Source organism: Halobacillus hunanensis, assembly GCF_900166655.1.
GTDB classification, from domain to species: domain Bacteria; phylum Bacillota; class Bacilli; order Bacillales; family Halobacillaceae; genus Halobacillus_A; species Halobacillus_A hunanensis.
The window spans coordinates 849153-868855 of record NZ_FVZB01000007.1 but is presented as its reverse complement, the minus strand read 5'-3'; the positions used below and the strand labels follow the sequence as shown (position 1 = coordinate 868855).

The 19703-nt window shown below is 40.3% G+C and carries 20 protein-coding genes; 5 read left to right on the top strand and 15 right to left on the bottom strand.

Annotated elements, in window-relative coordinates; translation table 11 throughout:
- Nucleotides 1–98: 98 nt before the first annotated feature.
- Together B5354_RS17045 and B5354_RS17040 are read right to left on the bottom strand one after the other, a co-directional pair.
- Nucleotides 99–332, bottom strand: a complete 234-nt coding sequence (locus tag B5354_RS17045) for a DUF896 domain-containing protein (protein ID WP_079529994.1) — start codon at nucleotides 330–332, stop codon at nucleotides 99–101.
- A gap of 75 nt (nucleotides 333–407) precedes the next feature.
- Complete coding sequence (locus B5354_RS17040; RefSeq protein WP_079529993.1) at nucleotides 408–1067, bottom strand: YneB family resolvase-like protein; 660 nt, start codon at nucleotides 1065–1067, stop codon at nucleotides 408–410.
- Between the two features lie 313 nt (nucleotides 1068–1380).
- Between B5354_RS17040 and lexA the strand changes: the two genes are divergently transcribed.
- Nucleotides 1381–2004 carry a transcriptional repressor LexA gene (gene lexA, locus B5354_RS17035; RefSeq protein ID WP_079529992.1) on the top strand — a complete coding sequence of 208 codons (624 nt, stop codon included), beginning with the start codon at nucleotides 1381–1383 and terminating at the stop codon, nucleotides 2002–2004.
- Between the two features lie 88 nt (nucleotides 2005–2092).
- On the opposite strand, the gene glnA is transcribed toward lexA, so the two are convergent.
- The 7 genes from glnA to miaA all read right to left on the bottom strand — a co-directional run bounded on the left by glnA (nucleotide 2093) and on the right by miaA (nucleotide 8843).
- Nucleotides 2093–3424: a type I glutamate--ammonia ligase gene (gene glnA, locus B5354_RS17030; protein WP_079529991.1), complete on the bottom strand. Its 1332-nt coding sequence runs from the start codon at nucleotides 3422–3424 to the stop codon at nucleotides 2093–2095.
- Nucleotides 3425–3442: 18 nt separating this feature from the next.
- A complete protein-coding gene (locus B5354_RS17025; protein WP_079529990.1) occupies nucleotides 3443–3844 on the bottom strand; it encodes a MerR family transcriptional regulator in 402 nt (133 codons plus the stop codon).
- 118 nt (nucleotides 3845–3962) lie between these two features.
- Nucleotides 3963–5225, bottom strand: a complete 1263-nt coding sequence (locus tag B5354_RS17020) for a methionine gamma-lyase family protein (RefSeq protein ID WP_425432144.1) — start codon at nucleotides 5223–5225, stop codon at nucleotides 3963–3965.
- A gap of 7 nt (nucleotides 5226–5232) precedes the next feature.
- On the bottom strand, nucleotides 5233–6474 hold the full coding sequence (hflX, locus tag B5354_RS17015; RefSeq protein ID WP_079529988.1) for a GTPase HflX: 1242 nt from the start codon (nucleotides 6472–6474) through the stop codon (nucleotides 5233–5235).
- Between the two features lie 79 nt (nucleotides 6475–6553).
- Nucleotides 6554–7495, bottom strand: coding sequence for an AAA family ATPase (locus B5354_RS17010; protein WP_245804813.1), 942 nt, complete (start codon nucleotides 7493–7495; stop codon nucleotides 6554–6556).
- 149 nt (nucleotides 7496–7644) lie between these two features.
- On the bottom strand, nucleotides 7645–7869 hold the full coding sequence (hfq, locus tag B5354_RS17005; RefSeq protein ID WP_079529987.1) for an RNA chaperone Hfq: 225 nt from the start codon (nucleotides 7867–7869) through the stop codon (nucleotides 7645–7647).
- 38 nt (nucleotides 7870–7907) lie between these two features.
- Nucleotides 7908–8843 (bottom strand): tRNA (adenosine(37)-N6)-dimethylallyltransferase MiaA, encoded by a 936-nt coding sequence (gene miaA, locus B5354_RS17000; RefSeq protein ID WP_079529986.1) that lies wholly within the window; start codon nucleotides 8841–8843, stop codon nucleotides 7908–7910.
- A 186-nt stretch (nucleotides 8844–9029) separates the two neighbouring features.
- Here miaA and B5354_RS16995 point away from each other — a divergent pair, with 186 nt between their 5' ends.
- The gene (locus B5354_RS16995) at nucleotides 9030–9389 is read left to right on the top strand and encodes a helix-turn-helix domain-containing protein (protein ID WP_079529985.1); all 360 of its coding nucleotides are present in this window, start codon (nucleotides 9030–9032) and stop codon (nucleotides 9387–9389) included.
- A 78-nt stretch (nucleotides 9390–9467) separates the two neighbouring features.
- On the opposite strand, the gene B5354_RS16990 is transcribed toward B5354_RS16995, so the two are convergent.
- From B5354_RS16990 to B5354_RS16980, 3 genes are read right to left on the bottom strand one after another with little or no spacing between them, the layout of a single operon-like run.
- Nucleotides 9468–10583 (bottom strand): ABC transporter substrate-binding protein, encoded by a 1116-nt coding sequence (locus tag B5354_RS16990; RefSeq protein ID WP_079529984.1) that lies wholly within the window; start codon nucleotides 10581–10583, stop codon nucleotides 9468–9470.
- A gap of 23 nt (nucleotides 10584–10606) precedes the next feature.
- Nucleotides 10607–11386, bottom strand: a complete 780-nt coding sequence (locus B5354_RS16985; RefSeq protein WP_079530622.1) for an ABC transporter ATP-binding protein — start codon at nucleotides 11384–11386, stop codon at nucleotides 10607–10609.
- Between the two features lie 20 nt (nucleotides 11387–11406).
- Nucleotides 11407–12228, bottom strand: coding sequence for an ABC transporter permease (locus B5354_RS16980; protein WP_079529983.1), 822 nt, complete (start codon nucleotides 12226–12228; stop codon nucleotides 11407–11409).
- 835 nt (nucleotides 12229–13063) lie between these two features.
- Between B5354_RS16980 and B5354_RS16975 the strand changes: the two genes are divergently transcribed.
- Both B5354_RS16975 and B5354_RS16970 read left to right on the top strand, forming a co-directional pair.
- Nucleotides 13064–14071, top strand: coding sequence for a DUF3231 family protein (locus B5354_RS16975; RefSeq protein ID WP_163530782.1), 1008 nt, complete (start codon nucleotides 13064–13066; stop codon nucleotides 14069–14071).
- A gap of 122 nt (nucleotides 14072–14193) precedes the next feature.
- Complete coding sequence (locus tag B5354_RS16970; RefSeq protein WP_079529981.1) at nucleotides 14194–14652, top strand: hypothetical protein; 459 nt, start codon at nucleotides 14194–14196, stop codon at nucleotides 14650–14652.
- Nucleotides 14653–14870: 218 nt separating this feature from the next.
- On the opposite strand, the gene B5354_RS16965 is transcribed toward B5354_RS16970, so the two are convergent.
- Together B5354_RS16965 and pdxR are read right to left on the bottom strand one after the other, a co-directional pair.
- Entirely contained in the window at nucleotides 14871–15770 is a 900-nt protein-coding gene (locus B5354_RS16965) for a DMT family transporter (protein ID WP_074734246.1), read from the bottom strand.
- A 66-nt stretch (nucleotides 15771–15836) separates the two neighbouring features.
- Entirely contained in the window at nucleotides 15837–17225 is a 1389-nt protein-coding gene (gene pdxR / locus B5354_RS16960) for a MocR-like pyridoxine biosynthesis transcription factor PdxR (protein ID WP_079529980.1), read from the bottom strand.
- A gap of 128 nt (nucleotides 17226–17353) precedes the next feature.
- Between pdxR and B5354_RS16955 the strand changes: the two genes are divergently transcribed.
- Nucleotides 17354–18283 (top strand): DMT family transporter, encoded by a 930-nt coding sequence (locus B5354_RS16955; RefSeq protein ID WP_079529979.1) that lies wholly within the window; start codon nucleotides 17354–17356, stop codon nucleotides 18281–18283.
- 381 nt (nucleotides 18284–18664) lie between these two features.
- On the opposite strand, the gene B5354_RS16950 is transcribed toward B5354_RS16955, so the two are convergent.
- Nucleotides 18665–19597, bottom strand: a complete 933-nt coding sequence (locus B5354_RS16950) for a HAMP domain-containing sensor histidine kinase (protein WP_245804812.1) — start codon at nucleotides 19595–19597, stop codon at nucleotides 18665–18667.
- Between the last annotated feature and the right edge of the window lie 106 nt (nucleotides 19598–19703).

Below are 19703 nucleotides of genomic sequence, written 5' to 3'. Positions count from 1 at the left end.
TTTTTCTACAAATTATCTTAAACTTCTCAAGTATTTTCCCCCAGTTTCTCTAAGATAAACAAAAATACCGCACCCTTCAATCGGTACGGCATTCCTTGTTAATGCTTTTTCTCGTTTTGCTGCATCTTTTTAACCTTTTCCGGTGTAACATCATTGCCTTCTGGATCAACAACTGTCATACCCTTAAGCTGGTTTTTAAAGGAGCTCCGAACATTTTTTAAATATTCCTGACGCAGCTTTTTCTGCTCCTCTTTTTCAGCCTTATTTAGGCCTTCCTGTTTTGATTTATTGGCTAGTTCATTAATTCTGTTAAGCTTTTCATTAGATAACATTTTGCCCATACCCCCTTACCTGGTATTCGCCATGAAAAATACAAGCGCCAAATGACCCTTGTTCTAATTCATATATTACCTGTCCTCTTGCTGTTTTTCAAGGGAGACGAACTCCTGATACCTGCGATGAACGGTTGCTTTGGAAACATCATAGCCGAGTCCTCGCAACGTTGCCGCTATTTCTTTAAAAGTTAACTTGTTGTTTCTTAATCGCACCACTTCTTCTATCGGAAAAACACGCCGTTCTCTTCCTGGAGCCAAGTGCTGATTCGATAAGTTATGACTAGGATCGTACCCTTCCCGGACGGCCTTTCTCATTCCTCTCTTAATCTTCATATTATGTATCTTTCGCTGATATTCTTCAACGATCCCTACAATCTGTAAAACCATCGAATCTGATTCAGAAATTTGTAACTCCCCTTCATGGGAAAGTGAATAAATACGAATTCCGAGCTTTTGCAGCTGATGAAACAGCGCAATTTTTGTGTTCCCTCTACCTAACCTTGTCTCGTCTTGAATAAGAAGGGCCTCTGCTCGTCCATCTGAAAAATGGTCTAACAAGCGGAAGACACCTTCTCTTTCGATTTCATAGCCGCTGGCTTGCTCTTCAATGCAATCTACTATTTCTATGGATTGATGCTCAGCCAACTGCATTAATTCACTCCGTTGTCTTTTTAGGGAAGAAACTTGCGCTTCCTTCTCAGTACTTACTCGACAATAAAGAACTGCTTTCATGATGTCTCACCTCTTAGTTGAATCAAATCAAGGATAACTTACTTATATACTTGTGACCATAGAGAAATATAAAAAAGCTAAACTTGCCGCAAACAATAGAATATACGTAATATCGAGCTTTGAAAGTTTGTTAAACATATGATTCATCCTCCCGATTAGAACAACCGTTCCCAGAAACGTTTGTTCGCGTTTGTTACTTTTTATTATATACGAACAGTCGTTCCTGTCAAGAATTTTCGAACGCTTGTTTGTGTTTTTCACAACCACATGGTACAATGTGGTTACTATAATCCTATGTACGAGGTGGCAGTCTATGAATAAACTTTCAAAACGTCAGCAAGCTATACTAGATTTTATTAAAGAACAGGTCTTATTGAAGGGCTATCCCCCTTCCGTAAGAGAAATTGGACAATCTGTCGGCCTTGCTTCAAGCTCAACCGTGCATGGCCACCTTTCGCGATTAGAGAAAAAAGGTTATTTAAGGAGAGACCCTACGAAACCGAGAGCCATAGAGGTCATTGACTTAGAAGAAGATCAGAACATCCCAAGGGGTGAAGCTTCTTATGCCCCGGTTATTGGTACAGTAACAGCTGGTTCACCGATCACTGCTATAGAAAACATTGAAGAGTATGTGCCTCTTCCGGACTCATTGGCAGGAGCTGATGAAAATACTTTCGTCCTTGTTGTTCAGGGAGATAGTATGATTGAGGCGGGTATTTTAAATGGAGATATGGTCATTGTTCGTCAACAGCAAACAGCAGAAAATGGCGACATCGTTGTAGCTATGACAGAAGAGGAAGAAGCTACCGTTAAGCGATTTTTCAAAGAGAAAACGCATATTCGCTTGCAGCCTGAGAACGCAACGATGGAACCGATTATACTAAATGATGTTTCGATACTAGGCAAAGTAGTCGGACTTTATCGCACAGTCCATTAAAAAATCCGGGAGCCACTCAATGGCTTCCGGATTTTTTAATAACTACATAAAAAGCCCCATGAGCCACACGGCTTCATGGGGATCAGTATTAATAGGTTTGCAAATATTGTTCGCGTTCCCAAGGGTGAACTTGCGTACGGAACATATCCCATTCGATTTCTTTAGCTTCAATAAAATGTTCAAACAAATGTTCACCAAGAGCTTTTACCATGACCTCATCAGACTGCAGCTCAAGAAGCGCGTCAGAAAGGGTAGCAGGTAAATCTTTAACGCCGTGTGCTTCACGCTCTTTTTTGTCCATCACATAAATATTGCGATCAACGGGAGCAGGAGCTTCCAGCTTGTTCTCAACTCCATCGAGTCCAGCAGCAAGCAATACGGCCATCGCCATATACGGGTTAGCTGCAGGGTCAACACTGCGCACTTCAATACGTGTACTCAAACCGCGTGAAGTCGGAACACGAACGAGAGGACTACGGTTTTGACCGGACCATGCCACATAACAAGGAGCTTCATAACCAGGAACCAGACGCTTATAAGAATTAATCGTTGGATTGGTTACGGCTGTGAAGTTAGTCGCATGCTTCACAATACCAGCTGTAAATTGATAAGCTACATCAGATAGCTGCTCCTTACCGTTCTCATCAAAGAAAGCATTGCCATTTTCATTAAATAATGACATATTAGCGTGCATCCCTGATCCGTTCACTCCGAACAATGGTTTAGGCATAAATGTTGCGTGCAACCCGTGCTGGCGGGCAATGGTTTTAACGGCTAATTTAAAGGTCTGGATGTCATCACAATGCTTTATTGCATCAGAATATTTGAAATCGATCTCATGCTGACCTGGAGCCACTTCGTGGTGAGAAGCTTCGATTTCAAAGCCCATCTCCTCTAGCTCAAGCACGATATCACGGCGGCAATTTTCTCCTAAGTCAGTTGGCGCCAAATCAAAGTAACCGCCTTTATCGTTCAGCTCCATGGTAGGATCACCGTTAACATCAAGTTTAAATAGGAAAAATTCAGGCTCTGTTCCAATGTTAAAAGCGTTGAATCCTAGCTCTTCCATCTTCTTCAGGTTACGTTTTAAATTGTAACGCGGGCAACCTTCAAATGGTGTCATATCAGGGTTATAAATATCACAAATGAAGCGTGCAACTTTTCCCTTTTCGGATGACCAAGGGAATACAACGAATGTATCAAGATCTGGAACTAAGTACATATCTGACTCTTCAATACGAACAAAACCTTCAATGGAAGACCCGTCAAACATCATCATACCTTCAAGGGCTTTATCCACTTGACTTACTGGTATTTCCACGTTCTTAATCGTACCTAGCATATCCGTAAATTGTAAGCGGATAAACTTTACATTTTCCTCATCAATCTTCTTGAAAATTTCATCTCTTGTTAATCCCATGTGTCTCCTCCTATGTCTTTAGTGGAAGAATCTAGATAACTCTCCCTGCCTTATACTAGCCTTGCCTTGCCTTCCCGCGGTGAAAAGTTCTTGTTGTAACATACGGCGAAGTTCTTTATCAGTGAGTTCATTACGAACTTCCACTTCTTCTCCACTGTACGTTTCCTTCTCCGGCTGATGGGTAAGTGTAAGCACCTGTTTAATCCCAGCCATGTTCACACCTTTTTCTATAAGGTCCTTAATCTCAAGCAAACGATCGACATCATTAAATGAAAAAAGCCGCTGATTGCCGTTTGATCTTACTGGATTTACTAACTGATGCTGTTCATAATACCTGACTTGCCGGGCAGAAAGATCAGTTAAGGATTGTACAATCCCCATCGGGAACAACGGCATGGAACGACGAATTTGATCACTCATCGATTTGCCACCCCCAAAAGAAATTCTACATATATTATATAACTATCGCAATTAACATGTCAAGTTATGTTAGGTAAGCTAACATGAAGTTGTATAAAGAAACTGAAGACGATAGCCTTCAGTTTTTTAAAGGTGTTTTGGGTGCGGCAAAACCTGATTGGATTAATTTTTCCGCAGCTCGGCTTACAGCAATTTTAACGTGAGCATATGTTAATCCGCCCTGAACAAAGGCTGTATAAGGAGCTCTGAGAGGACCGTCAGCAGTTAGTTCTAAACTAGCTCCTTGTACGAATGTCCCCGCCGCCATAATGACATCACTATCATATCCAGGCATCGGGCTTGGATGAGGTGTTACATGAGAATTGATCGGCGAGGCTTCCTGAATAGCCTGGCAAAATTGAACCATCTGTTCAGCATTATCAAAATTAACCGATTGGATAAGGTCCGTACGCGGCTCATCAAATCGTGGTGAAGTAGAAAATCCAAGCGAATCAAGGAACTTAGAGGTGAAAATAGCCCCCTTCAATGCCTCTCCAACGACGTGAGGGGCTAAAAATATTCCCTGATACATTTCTTGTAATGTATTTAAACTGGCTCCTGTTTCCTTACCTAAACCCGGGGCGGTTAATCGATAACTGCACAACTCAATTAGCTGTTTTCTCCCAGCAATATAACCACCAATCCGCGCAAGACCTCCGCCCGGATTTTTAATGAGTGAGCCCGCTATAAGATCAGCCCCCACTTCCACAGGTTCCTGTTCCTCGACAAATTCACCATAGCAGTTATCCACAAATATAATAACTTCGTCTTTTAGCGATCGAACATAACGGATCATCTCTTTTATGTCACTTATTGTGAAGGATGGTCGATCCGCATAACCTTTAGAGCGCTGAATGGCGACAACCTTAGTACGTTCAGAAACCGCTTCTTTAACTAAGTCCAGATCCACTTCCCGGTTATCCTTTAAAGGAACCGCTTGATAAGCGATCCCGAAATCAGACAATGACCCTTTATCCCGCCCCTCTTTACTTCCGATAACTTCCTCTAACGTATCATACGGTTCTCCGGTCATGTACACGAGCTCATCTCCTGGTCTCAAAACACCGAAAAGAGCCGTGGTAATCGCATGTGTCCCTGAGATTATTTGCGATCGGACGAGAGCATCTTCCGCTGAAAAAATCTCAGCATATAGCTCCTCCAGAGTATCTCTTCCGAAATCGTCATACCCATAACCTGTGGTGGGGTTGAAGTGAGAATCCGACACTTTCAATTTTTGAAAAGCATCCAGTACTTTTCGTTGATTTTTTTCTACTAATGCTTGTACATCTTCGTGTTGCGAGCGAACCTGACGCTCTGCTAATTCCATAAGTTCATTCATCATTCTCTTCCTAACTATTTATAATCTTATTTTTCAGCGGATGATCCGGACGGATAAAACCGTGCAAGGCATATCCTTCCTGACCTTCATGAAACTTAACCGAGGCAACAATACTGTCTTGTTTAAATTGCTGAAGCTGTTTTCCCTTTGAAGCAGGGATAAATACGTTATATTCATACCATTCTTCTTTTAAAACACTCTCTACTTTATCAAGGGTTCGTTTGATATCAATCGAGTCTTGCACACTTACCGTCAAGGACGGGAATGCACCAGGGATGAAGTCATCTTGCAGGAGATCTCTTTTATTATAAACAGTTAGGGATGGCAGGTGGTCTGCTTGCAAATCCTTTAAAAGTCTATGGACAGTCTTTTCCTGTTCTAAATGGTCTGGATGAGAGGAGTCCACCATATGAATAATAAAATCCGCTTCCGTCACTTCTTCTAATGTTGAACGGAAAGCAGCAATTAATGTCGTTGGCAGGTCTTGAATGAAACCAACTGTATCAGAAATAAGCGCCTTAAAACCCGAAGGCAGGCTGACTTGCCGAGTTAATGGATCGAGTGTAGCAAACAAGAGGTCCTCTTCAAACGAGTCACTATCTGTCACTTTATTAAAAAATGTAGATTTACCGGCATTCGTGTACCCAACGATTGCTATTTGAAAGGCATAGTTATCTTCGCGCCTTTTTCGATATTGGTTCCGTTGTTTGACAACGGTTTGAAGGCGGCGTTTGATATCATCAATACGACGCTGAATGTGACGCCGATCTGTCTCAAGCTTCGTTTCACCCGGCCCTCTCGTCCCGATTCCGCCGCCAAGTCTAGAAAGCTCCGTACCTTGCCCAGCAAGTCTCGGCAGTAAATATTGCAGCTGAGCAAGTTCAACTTGGAGCTTACCTTCCTTGGTTCGTGCGCGGCGTGCAAATATATCTAAAATTAGCTGACTGCGGTCAATGACCCTCTTCTCCAAACGATCAGAGATATTCCGGAGTTGACCAGGCGATAACTCGTCATTAAAAACAACGATATCAATATCCGCTTCACTCCGGTCGATTTCTTCTTTTATCTCAGCTAGCTTTCCTTCACCAATGTAAGTAGCCGGGTGAATTCGCTCTCGCTTCTGAACCATGATTTTTTTAACTTCTCCTCCGGCGGTTTCTGTTAACGATCGCAATTCCTCCAGAGAAGAAGTAAACCGTTCCTCTTGTTGGGCAGGGTCTTTTCTTGCTACGAGTATAATTTGTTCTTTCATTCCTATTGGATTCACCCTTTTCTTTATGAAGCATGTTTGTTCTATCATATCAGAGAAGGTGGATGCATACACAATTCTCTTAGTGATAGCTCGATTTCTCAGATAATAGTTGAAAGTCTTCCGCTTCAAGCGTAGTTAAGATCGCTCTTTCGTGAGTAGAATAACTCGCTACCCTGAAAGCGTGTTTACGAATTGCCTCTTCTATGATATTTCTAACATATCTCGCATTTGAAAAATTATGCTTTGAGTGATAACAAACAGACACCAAATGTTCATACAGTTTTTTGCTGGCTTGATGGGAAAGCACGTAATCTCTATCTTGAACCATATGATCTGCAATGGCTGATAGTTCCATTGCTGAATAATCATCGAAATCGAGCTGGATAGGAAAACGCGAAGCAAGACCCGGGTTCATCCTCATGAAATTATCCATTTCATACGGATAGCCTGCCAGAATAATCACCAATTCATCATGATGATCTTCCATGCACTTCACAATCGTATCAATCGCTTCTTTGCCAAAATCTTTATCCCCGCCACGCGCGAGCGAGTAGGCTTCATCTATAAAGAGCACCCCTCCGAGAGACTTTTTGATTAAATCTTTTGTTTTTTGAGCTGTATGACCAATATATTCTCCCACGAGATCACTGCGGTCAGCTTCTATAAAATGCCCTTTTTCCAAAACCTCCATCTCCTGAAACAGCGCTGCAACCATTCGCGCAATCGTGGTTTTACCTGTTCCCGGATTCCCCTTAAAAACCATGTGCAGCACCTGACCATTCGATTTCAAGCCCATATCTTTTCTTTTCTGAGCAATCAGTACCTGTGCGTAGATTTCTTTTACACTGTGCTTTAATTCTTGCAAGCCGATAATCGACTTAAAGTAGTGATCAATTTTTCGAAAAGGAGCCATATGCTTTCCCTTCACAGAAGGACTTTGCACGGCATCCGCCTTCCCTTTCGCTTCATTCAGTACGATGTTAATCGCGCCTGGGCGTGCCGCTTTAGCTTGTGGATACACATCGATCCCTCCTCATTCCCTGTATCATACGCTAGGTATGAAGAATCTGTGCATTCGCCCAGTAAAAACACGACCAGTACTATAATGCAAGCAAGCCTAGAAGGTTTTACACAGAAAAACGAGCACAACACTGTGCTCGTTATCGACCTCTATTCCTTATCAAGCGCAACATTTTTCACTGGTGCGAAAGTGGAAATGGCATGCTTGAAAATTAATTGTTGTTTACCATCCGTTTCAAGTAATACCGTAAAGTTATCAAAAGCTTTCACTATTCCTCGCAATTGGAAGCCGTTAAGTAAGAAAACCGTCACTTGCATACGTTCTTTTCTTAATTGATTTAAATAATTATCCTGAATGTTTACGGATTGAGCCATGAATCTTCCTCCTCTTTTCTATCTATATTAGTATCATTCTAGCTTTTCTTCAGCATTCCTGCTAAATCGTTTAATATTTTTTCAAATTTATCCTTATAACCATTCGGATGTATCTCATACCAGGTAACACTCAGTTTATTTTTGAAATAGGTATACTGCCGCTTAGCATAGCGCCTGGAATTGCGTTTTAAAAGCTCTATAGCACGTTCCAGCGTACACTCACCCTTAAAGTACGGGATAAACTCCTTATAACCAATGGCACTCATCGATTGATGCTTTTCCAAACCACGATCATAGAGCATTCGAACCTCCTCAAGCAAGCCTTCCTCCATCATTTGGTCGACACGGTCGTTAATACGTTCGTATAACAACTCCCGCTCCATTTCAAGGCCGATAACAACAGGGTGAAAAGGCGATGCCGCCTGTTGCTGTTCTTGATATTCACTCATCGTTTTTCCAGTCGTTTCATAAACTTCAAGTGCCCTTAAAACCCGCCGCTCATTGTTAGGGTGAATTTTCTCTGCTTGGATAGGGTCGATTCCTACTAGACGCTGGTACATTTGTTCTTTCCCACACTCTTTAAGTTGGTTTTCAAGACGTTCTTGCACACGTGCATCTTTCTCTTGAGTAGAAAAGTTAAAATTATGTAAGGTTGCTTCTATGTACAACCCCGTGCCGCCCACTAGTACAGGGCATTTCCCCCGAGAAGCAATATCTTTGATAAGTGATTGAACTCGATTTTGAAACTCTGCAACAGAAAATGATTGCTCAGGATCCTTTATGTCGATCATGTGATGAACAATACCTTCCATTTCCTTCTCTGTTACCTTAGCTGTCCCAATGTTCATATCACGGTATATCTGCATCGAATCTCCGCTAATGACTTCTCCATTAAAACGTTTAGCCACTTCAATACCCAATTTTGATTTGCCAACCGCAGTAGGTCCAACGATACTTACTACCTTGTCCTTCATATTCAACCCCCCCTTCCTGCCGCTTCCATTATACTACAATCACGTTATACGCGTCTTCCAAATTACAACTAACGGTTTGCGTTAATCATAGTAACGTAAACCGTTAGTTGTTGTAAAATATCTCGTTAGTTAAGGTATCGACTTTCGTTACTAATGTGCTATAATAGCAGAAAGGAGGCGTTTGACTTGATTTATCAACGCATTCGGTCATTAAGAAAAGAGAGACATCTGACTCAAACGATGCTTGCTGAAAAGGTAGGCGTTTCCGCACAAGTTGTATCGAACTGGGAACGTCAATATACTTCGCCAGATCTTGAGGATCTCTCAAAAATTGCTTATGCCTTAAGGACGACCGCCGACTACCTTCTGGGGTTAAGCGACGAAAAAGAGGATGAAATGAGAGAGATCAAACTCTTCTTAAAAGACAAAGGCTATGATAAACCTGTCATTTTCGATAAAGAAGCATGGCTTACTGTTCAAACTGAAGAAATTAATCAAATTGAAAATTACTTCCGATTTCTGCTGCAACAAAAACATCCATCTTAATTTCCGTGAAAAACATTATGTAAACATATATAAAAAGCAGCTGGGATTGTTTTCTATTCCAGCTGCTTTTTTCCTTTTTTATTTTTCATACTTTCCGATCTTTTCAACCGCCCTTTCAGTTATAGAGGTATCGATCGCTTTCTCGAAATCTATCTCTCCTCGAATCGCTCCATTATTTTTATACATCTTATATTGTTTCTTAATGTCTTCTATAAACATTTCACCATTTGGATTTAATCCTGTTACCGCAACTTCCCCCCATAGATTTGGATCTTTCAGCGCCGTATATTCCGTCATGATCTCAATGATTTCATCGGTTCCTTCCCCTTTAATAAAGGCATCATTGTAATCACGAACTCCTTTTAAATACGCTGCCATAAAACGCAGTGACACATTTGTTTCTTCTTTAATGAAATCAGGTGCCCCTAGTACCATAGCGATTTGTGCTTCTGGCGCATAGTCAGTTGTATCACCAAATCGTGTATGAATCCCCTCTTGAATCCCCTGAGTAATAAGAGGTTCAATTTGAAGCGCTGCATCAACAGAGCCGCTGCCAATTGAAGCGAGCATATTACCAAAGTCTGACATCAATACAAACTCGACATCTTCTTCTGTTAAACCGGCATGTTCTAACATTCTATGAAATATATAATCATCTACAGCATTTTGGGAAGAGACGGCAATACGCTTACCCTTAAAATCGGAATACTCCTCTATTTCATCCTTTAAGTCGTTGCGAATAACAAAAGAAAAGTAAGAATCTCCTTTAATATTGTGCCCTTTATCAGCAATAATTTTTACATCAATTCCTTGAGCAATCGCATTAAAAAATGATGCTGTTGAAACTCCCCCTGCAATATCAATTTCCCCGGCAGCCAGGGCAGGAAGCATATCATCACTATTTGCGAATTGCACAAATTCCACTTCAATATTGTAGTCTTCAAAGTACCCTTTCTCGTTGGCGATATAAAATCCCGCTCCAGAAGCTGAGCCATCTTCCGCGATGACAACAGTTGCTTTCTCTTTAAGCGGAGCTAAGTCACCGGATGGATTGCTTTCATTTACTTCATTCGTAACTTTATCCCCTGAGTGTCCTTGGTCCGAAGATGGATCGGACTGTCCAGAAGAACATCCACTAAAAACTAAAATAAACAATAACAACGGAAGCACATAAAGGATTGTTAACTTTTTCATGTTCCATCTCTCCTCTTATCTACTTAAACTCTTGAACCTTGCACTTCGTCTTGCAAGTGATTCCAAATTTCAACGAAGTTATCTGCCATCGTCTGATTGGCTCGAACTTGTTCCATCGTTCTCGGACGAGGTAAATCAATAATCTTTTCAGCGATAATTCTCCCAGGTTGAGAACTCATTAATAGAATCCTGTCACTGAGCAATAAAGCCTCATCGATGCTATGTGTAATAAAAAGGACTGTCTTTTTCGTTTCTGACCATATCGTTAATAATTCTTCTTGAAGAATAAATTTATTTTGTTCATCGAGAGCGCCGAAAGGTTCATCCATTAATAATATTTCCGGATCATTAGCAAAAGCTCGTGCTATACTGACCCGCTGCTTCATCCCGCCAGATAACTCTTTTGGATACAGCTTCGCAAACTTACCAAGTCCAACTTTGGCTAAATAATAGGCGGTCCTTTCTTTGACTGTCTGTTTCGGTAAATGTCTCATTTTAAGACCGAAAGCCACATTCTCTTCCACCGTTAACCAAGGAATTACACCTCGTTCTTGAAAGACCATAGATTGCAGCGGACGGTCTTCCTTCCCTTGGTCAATGGTAAATGTACCAGTACTTGGGTTTTCCAGGCCAGCAAGAATTCGCAGCAATGTCGTTTTCCCACACCCGCTCGGTCCAATTAAACAAACAAACTCTCCATCTTCAATGTCCATCGTGATCTCTTCTAAAGCTGTAACACTACTGGCTTTCTTGTAAAACACTTTCGTCAGATCCTGAATCGCAATTTTCGGTTTATGATCCATGTCATCACCTCTCCGCTCTGTTACCTCCATGGCAATAACTTTCTTTGAAACCCTCTTAATATAAGCGAGAATAGATATCCGAAGAACGAAATGAGTACAAGGCCGACATACATTTCTTTCAATAAGAAAGCATTGTATGAGGTCCAAATCAAATATCCAATCCCAGAATTGGCGCCCATCATTTCAGCAGCTACAATGGTTAGCAACGCGATAGCCTGCCCCATTTGAATTCCCTCGATCATGACCGGAAGAGATCCTGGCAATGCAATTTTAAAGAAGAAATCTTTAGAATTAGCTCCATAGTTTTTCGCTACATCTAAATAAATCCGGTCAATATTCACGACACCTGCCACTGTATTGATGACCACCGGAAAAAACACACTTCCTGCGATCGTTACAATTTTGGATACTTCACCAACTCCGAAAATAATTAAAATTATGGGCAATAAGGCCAATGTCGGGATCGGCATAAGCGCCATGACAAGCGGCGAAAAGAAATGACGCAGCGGAGAATACAATCCCATTAAAAGGCCAAGGATTACTCCAGGGATGACCCCAAGCAGAAACCCAGCAAATATTCTATATAACGAGATACCTATGTGGTTATATAACTCCCCGCTAGTTCCCATCGCCACAAACGTTCCTACTATTTCTGTCGGCGGCGGGAAAAACCTTGCATCAACTAGCCCTGTTCTAGATAAGAACTCCCATAAAATTAAGATAAATATTGGCGAAGAAATTGTAAGTAATTGTTTGAACCTAGATCTTATTTGTCTTTTTTTCCATTCTTCATGCTCTATCGCAAAAGGATCATGTTCCACATTCACGTTTTTTCCCTCCATCGTTCACCACCTCTTTAGACAAATAATATGTACGATCGCCTATAAGTGTGAAAAGGAGAGAAATAACTTCTAGAACTTTTCACCTTAGCCACAAGGTTTTTAAACTATGGCTGCTTTCACATAAATTGTTGCTAGCTAAGCCCAGACGTTGACCAGTTTTATTTCTGATATTTTCCATGAGAAGTAACAGCTCCATTAGTAAACACAAAAACCCTTAAACCTGGAATTTCCAGTTTAAGGGTTTTTCATACTTTTACATCACTCGTTTAATCACACGACTTCACAAACATACGTTCCCATTCATAACTGACAAATACCAATAAATCCCCTTCCAATACCTAAAGCAATTTCGTCCATTTTCATACCCTTTTAGGTAATACGTGGTCAATTATGTGGTCACCGTCTTTTTGGTGGTCAGATCGATTTGACCTCCCATTTAGGCGTCTCTTCACATAGTAAGACTAACAGTAATTTATTAGGATAAAGCCCTAAAAAAACGTTTTCAAGGATGCAGTTAGACGGAAAACCAACTAATATGGACTAAAACTAGCGAAATTCTAATCCACATTCTTTGCAGTGTTCCACTCCTCATGTAGATCAAAGGATCTTAGAAAGATTACATCATGGCTTGTCTACTCTTTTTGTTTAGCCATCTTTCACCAACATGTAAAAATATAGCCAATAAAACACCTTAAGCTTATTTAACTGATCGCCCTCAGCTTTTTTAACACTCCTATGATTTTGAATTTGTATGAACAGCATCCCATTATTAAAAACCATAAAATGGGGAAAGTTATAATTGATATACAATTTGAATTTTAGGGAGGTATTAGACTTGAACAGTGAACAAGCTAAAATATCAGCTTCCGAATTAGGGAATTTGTGGCAGGCTTATATGGAAAAAACAATGCTGCTAAGAGTCTTAGAGTATTTTCTTGAACTAAGTAATGATGAAGTAGTAAAATCAATATTTCAAAACCATTATAATAAGGAAACCCTAAATGTTGAGGCAATCAAAACCGTTTTTGAAAGGGAAGGTGCCGTGGTTCCTGAAGGATATACTGGAAAGGACGTAAACAAAGAAGCTCCCCGATTATATGACGGTGGTTTTGATTTGTTTTTTATACGTACGATGACTGAGGTTTTGATGGGCTTGTATACTTTGCACCTGGGGATGTCTTACCGAAAGGATATTCGCCAGTTATATAATAGGTTTATTGATGATTTACAAGATACCTCTAATCAGGTCACGGAATACCTTTTGGAACAGGGAATTTTGATCCACCCGCCAATTGTTCCTTTACCAAAAGAAGTTGAGTATGTTGATAAGACAAGCTATATGAGCGGTATGAACATTTTAAAGCCGAAACGGGTTCTTAATACGGTAGAAATTGGTTTACTGTATCAATCTCTAGAAATTAATGCAATTGGAACACAGTTGATGACAAGCTTTGCACAAGTTGCCGAGAATGATCAATCGAAGAAATACTTTGCTAGAGGAAAAGAACTTGCCAAGCAGGTCACCACCACCATGCAAGATATCTTATTGGAAAGTGATATTCACCCGCCCTCCATTTGGGCTGGTGAAATAACAGAATCAACCCTCTCACCTTTTTCTGATAAGTTAATGATGTATATTACCAATATGTTATCTGTCTTTAGTCTCAGTGGGAATACTTTCGGATCTGCATTCAGTATGCGGAATGACTTAACATTAAAATTGAATAAAATAATGAAAGATACATTTGACTTTGCTGAAGATGGAGGCAAGATCATGATTGAACATGGGTGGATGGAAGAACCCCCTCAAGCAGCAGACAGGAGAAAACTATCAAAAGAATAGATTAGTTAAAGGTATATAGGCAATGCATATACGCATTGTCTTTCTCTTTCTGTAGCATTAGGAAGATACCCCTAGGGAATTATAAGTGAATAAACATAACTTCTATTATTTGGATGGGTAGTATGAATAAATATAATAAATATGAAAGACTTTTTTGGAGTATTGCATTTCCAGGTTTTGGACAAATTTTAAATGGTAAGTTCCTTAAAGGCTTCCTTTTAATTGCACTGGAATTTCTGGTGAATGTTCAATCCAACTTTAACAAAGTAATCCTTTTAAGTTTTCATGGGCAAATTGACAAAGCGATTGAACAAACGAATTATCAATGGTTAATGTTTTATCCATGTCTTTATATGTTTTCGGCATGGGATGCTTATAAAGATGCCGGGGGTGGAAAAAAACCTTTTTCATTTTTGCCATTTGTAATTTCTGCCTACTTCGTAACTGTTGGACTAATCTATTCTCCGGATTTGAGGGTCATGGGTGTATTATTGGGCCCCATGTGGTTACCCATATTGTGCGTGGCGCCGGGGATAGGAATCGGGCTACTATTTAAAAAGCTTATAAATCAAACCCATTAACTCATTCCTTTACAGGTATGTTTCCTATCTGGAATAGTACATTAATATAAGTCCTAAAATATAACACCTTTTTGCGCGACACGGAAAATAGACCGAGTTGCACACGACAATTTTCATATGCTTTCCTAGACTAATGATTGGATTCACTCGCTTGATAGATTAATTACGTATGCTTCCTAAGGCGAAAACAATTCAATCTGATCATAACTATTCAATTCTTATACTGTGTTCTTTATTGGCGTTCGAGACTTTCTTCCTAACCCATTAACGATAATTACGCCGGAAATTGCAATAATTCCCCCAACAAGGGAAAGGGTACTGGGCCACTCATGAAGCCAAATCCATGCAATGAGGATCGCTATCGCTGGTTCCAAATACATCATACTAGTAACGGAACTAGCGTTACCTAACGAAAGAGCAGTTGCCCATGTGACATAAGCAATCGCCGCGGGGAAAATGCCGACATAAAGGGCTGATAGATTGGCTTCCATCGTTGCGGTTTGAACGGATTGAAAGAGTCCAGGAAAGAAACAAAAAAATGGTAACGTCCCCGCCCATGTAAAATAAGCCGTCAATTCAATCGGACGATAACGTTTTAAGAAAGGTTTTTGAAATACAAAAAATATCGATGTGGCGACAGCGGCCATTAATACTAGAAATGCTCCTCCGGAGATGTCTAAGGCTGGACCTGCGGATCCAAGGGTAATTAATATAATCCCCGTTAAACCAATCCCTAGACCTATCCACCCAAAAAAGCCCAGACGTTCTTTTAATACCATGACAGCAATTAATGCAGTAAAGACTGGAGCTGAACCAATCAGCATTCCTGCTGTTCCGGCTGAAATGGTTTGTTCACCAAACGTTACCCCTAGATGATAGATACTAATACCAATCCATCCAAGGATGAAGATATTGATTAGGTCTTCCTTTTTCGGTAACCGAAAGTGGACGCTTGGCCACAGAGCATAAAGGAGAAAAGCTCCTGACGCTATAAGATAACGTATAAGGACTAAATGTCCTGGAGTGTAGCCGCCATGTAAGCTGGCACGAATAGCAGCAAAAGTCGATCCCCATATCATAATTGTGATGAATGCCATAAAGAAAGCCTTTGAGTTCATTGGTTTTCCCCCCCAATCCTATTTTCTTATCTAGAAGATGAGCTTAGCCTACTATTTATTTAACATCTACCCAAACCATGCTTCCGACAACAGCTGAACGGCTTTCTGTATTTTTTTCTCAGACAAAGCCGCAAAGCCAAGTAGTACTGTTTTGTTATCATTCATCCCATAATCCGAAACAGGGTATACTTTTACACTGTATATTGCCGCCTGTGCAATGAGTCCATGCTCTGTCATACCATTGTTGGCACGTACCAATATATGCAAGCCCGAGTCTTGACCAATGATTTCGGCGCATTCCGGAAAATATGTTGAAATCGCTGAAACAAGTGCATCTCTTTTCTTACGATAGACACCCCTCATTTTCTGGATATGCCTTTCCCAGTACCCCTCCTGTAAAAACCTCTGTAAAATTTCCTGATCAATTCGTGAAACAGTCTGCGCATAAAAGAAATAGTCTTTTTGGTACACTTGAGCAAGCGGTTTAGGCAGAACCATATAACTTATACGCAACGATGGCAGTAACGCTTTAGAAAATGTGCTCATATATATCACATTGTCATTTGAGTCCAACCCTTGCAATGCCGGAATTGGCTTCCCTCTATAGCGAAACTCACTGTCATAATCATCTTCAATTATATAACGTTCTTCCTTCTCTTCCGCCCAATTTAGCAGCTGCATTCGCCTTGAAATAGGCATAATCATCCCGCATGGAAATTGATGGGAGGGTGTAACAATTGCCACATCCGCCTCGCTTTCCTCTAAATGTGAGATAAGCACCCCGTCTTCATCGAGCGGGACCATCTCTACATGCTTTGTTTCCTTTTCGAACGTAACCATTTTACGGTGATAACTAGGATCTTCCACAGCAAAAATACTACCTTGCAGCAGCTGAAATAAAATTTTCATTAAATATTGCGTCCCGGCTCCGACAATAATTTGACTTGGAGAACATCGCACACCACGGGATTCGTATATATATTCCGCAATGGTTTGTCGCAGCTCCCATTCACCTTGCGGGTGCCCCATCATTAACACAGCTTTATTATCGTTTTGTATTACTTCACTTGCTAACTTACGGTATAGTCCAAATGGAAATGAATCGGTATCCACCCCTGTATAAGCAAAATTATAGGTAAAATCATGGTCACCGTATAATCTTTCTTCTACGTACTGGACGCTTCTCTGTATCTCGTATAGGTTTTGTTCCATTTCACATACAAAGAACCCTTTGCGGGGGCGTGCTTCTATGTAACCTTCCGCAACAAGCTGTCCGTAAGCAGTTTCAATTGTATTCTGACTGATTTGCAGATGATGGGATAGCTTTCGCTTAGAAGGAAGCTTTGTCCCAGATGTTAAATTTCCCAATTCCATTTCTTGTTTAATATGGTGATATAACTGTTCATATAACGGTTCTCCACCATGTGGATTAAGCTTCGGTGTTAATTCCAACATATATTACTGACCCCATTATTTTTGATAAAACTGATACTTACAATAGTATCAGTTTTTAATTATAATACATCCATATTAACCAGTTCTTTTTGCTAAAATCAAGAAAAAATTACAAGGGGGACTCCATCATGAAGAAATCCCGCCGTATAGGTCTTATAATGATTATTAGTGGCGCAGCGTTATGGGGACTGTCCGGTCCTATGATTCAATGGCTCTTTCATCATACTGAATTATCATCCATAAACTTTTTGGTCGTTCGATTGTTGTTAGCAGGTTTTTTTATCTTGAGTTACCTATTCTTCCGTAAGAAGAATGTTTTCGGGATTTGGAAGCACCCCCGTCATTGGATCCAACTTATTATTTTTGCTGTTTTTGGCATGCTGGGAGCTCAATATGCCTTCATTGAAGCCATCCACGTAAGCAATGCCGTCACTGCGATGCTGTTTCAATTCTTTGGACCCGTTTTGATCACCATTTACGTCGCCATTCAGATTAAAAGACTGCCGTCTCTTACGCAATTCCTAGCTATCATTACAGCATTAACGGGACTCTACTTTTTGATTACCAATGGATCAGTGGAGAATGTTATGTTATCAAAAAAAGCCATCGTCTTTGGTGTTCTGACGATGCTTGGTTTTACTTTCTATACACTCCATCCTGCGTCTCTTATCAACCAGTGGGGGACCGTAGTCATTGTCGGCTGGGGCATGTTCATTGGAGGAGTAGTATTATTTTTATCTCACCAAACATTTAGTGTTTACTCCCTAACCGAAACATTAACCATGAACACTTTCTCTATGATGATCTTAATTATTATAACCGGAACTCTTTCATTTCTATCTTATATCGGAAGCTTAAAATACCTATCTCCCACAGAAACCAGCATTTTAGCTAGCATTGAACCTCTGGTGGCCGCAATCATTTCAGTGACCTGGTTAAACGAATCATTCGGAGCCTACCAACTGTTAGGAGGTATTTGCATAATTGTTGCTGTCATTTTCTTAACCATACCGAAGAAAGAGGATGAACTTTATGCAGCGACACAGAAAGTATCCTGAGGGGCGTCTGTCTCTTCATTTGTATAAGTAATAAAAAGACATAAAAAATTACAGTGGAGGAATAGACCGATGGAAAACAAATCCACATTGTTATTAATTAGTGCCGGGGCATCGTTATGAGGAATAATCAGTGTATTTGTAACGTATCTCTATGAAATAGGCTTTACACCAACACAAGTTGTTACAATGCGTGGTCTATCCGCAACTTTATTTCTAATTGTTTATGCTCTGTTTAAGAATTGTCAGCTCCTAAAAATTAAAATATCAGATTGTAAATACTTTTTAGGGACAGGTATGACTTAACTTTGCTAAATTATTGGATCTACCTATTGGTGTTTTATATAAGAAAGTCCTTTGCTGAGAAGTCCTTGGTAATCAATATTAACAAAGAGGTAAAATAAACCAGAAGGTATGATGATTACATCTTGAACTGACGCCAACCCTTCCATTATGATGTTCTACAATTTCTTTTGTTATCGCTAACCCTAACCCTGTCCCTCCTGTTTCGCGGTTACGAGAGGAATCCACTCGATAAAATCGCTCAAATATTTTGTTCTGTTTTTCTGTCGGTATAGGTTGACCCGGACCTGCAACGGAAACCTTGTATTCGGACTCCTGTAATTTACCCTTGATCACAATTGGGCCAGAACCTTGGTAGTAACGAATGGCATTGTCGAGCAAATTACTGATAACCTGCTGGATCCCTTCATTATAGACATTCACCTTCCCATGATCTGCTTGAACGTCTACTGAAACCCCTATTTTCTCTAGGGACCATCGAAACATCTCTACGGACTGATCAATTAATAAAGCCATATCTACAGACTCTTTTTCGGAAAAAGATTGGTGTGAGACATAATCCCATTCCTTTAATTGCTCCAGCTGTTCAAGCATGTTGGTAAGACGCTTAGATTCTTCATAAAGCGATTGGTACAGGTGTTGATCACCTTCAATCACACCATTTTTTAAAGCACCAAGGTATCCTTTTAAATTAGATAAGGGCGTGCGGAATTCATGCGATAAGTCAGATACTAGCTTTTGTCGATGTTGGTGATTGTTCTGTAATTGCCTTACTAACCCATTAAAGTGTCCTATTAATTCCCCTGTTTCATCCTTGGAGTTACTTTCAATAGGATTTGGGTAATGGCCTCGTTTCATACTTTTAGTAGACTCAATCAACTCTCTTAACGGTTGTATCAGTTTTTTTGTTAAGTAAAAATGGATCATACTACCAACAACAATCGCCGTAAGGCTGAAAATCCATAAATAATGAAAAAGAGTTGAATTAAATTGGGCCTGTTTATCGACATTCATAAATGCCATTCCATCGACTAAAAACAAGCCGTGTTATAAATAGCCCAACTACTAAGAACGATAAAAGCAGAAACAACAGCTATATTTAAAAGGGTTAGACGCCATA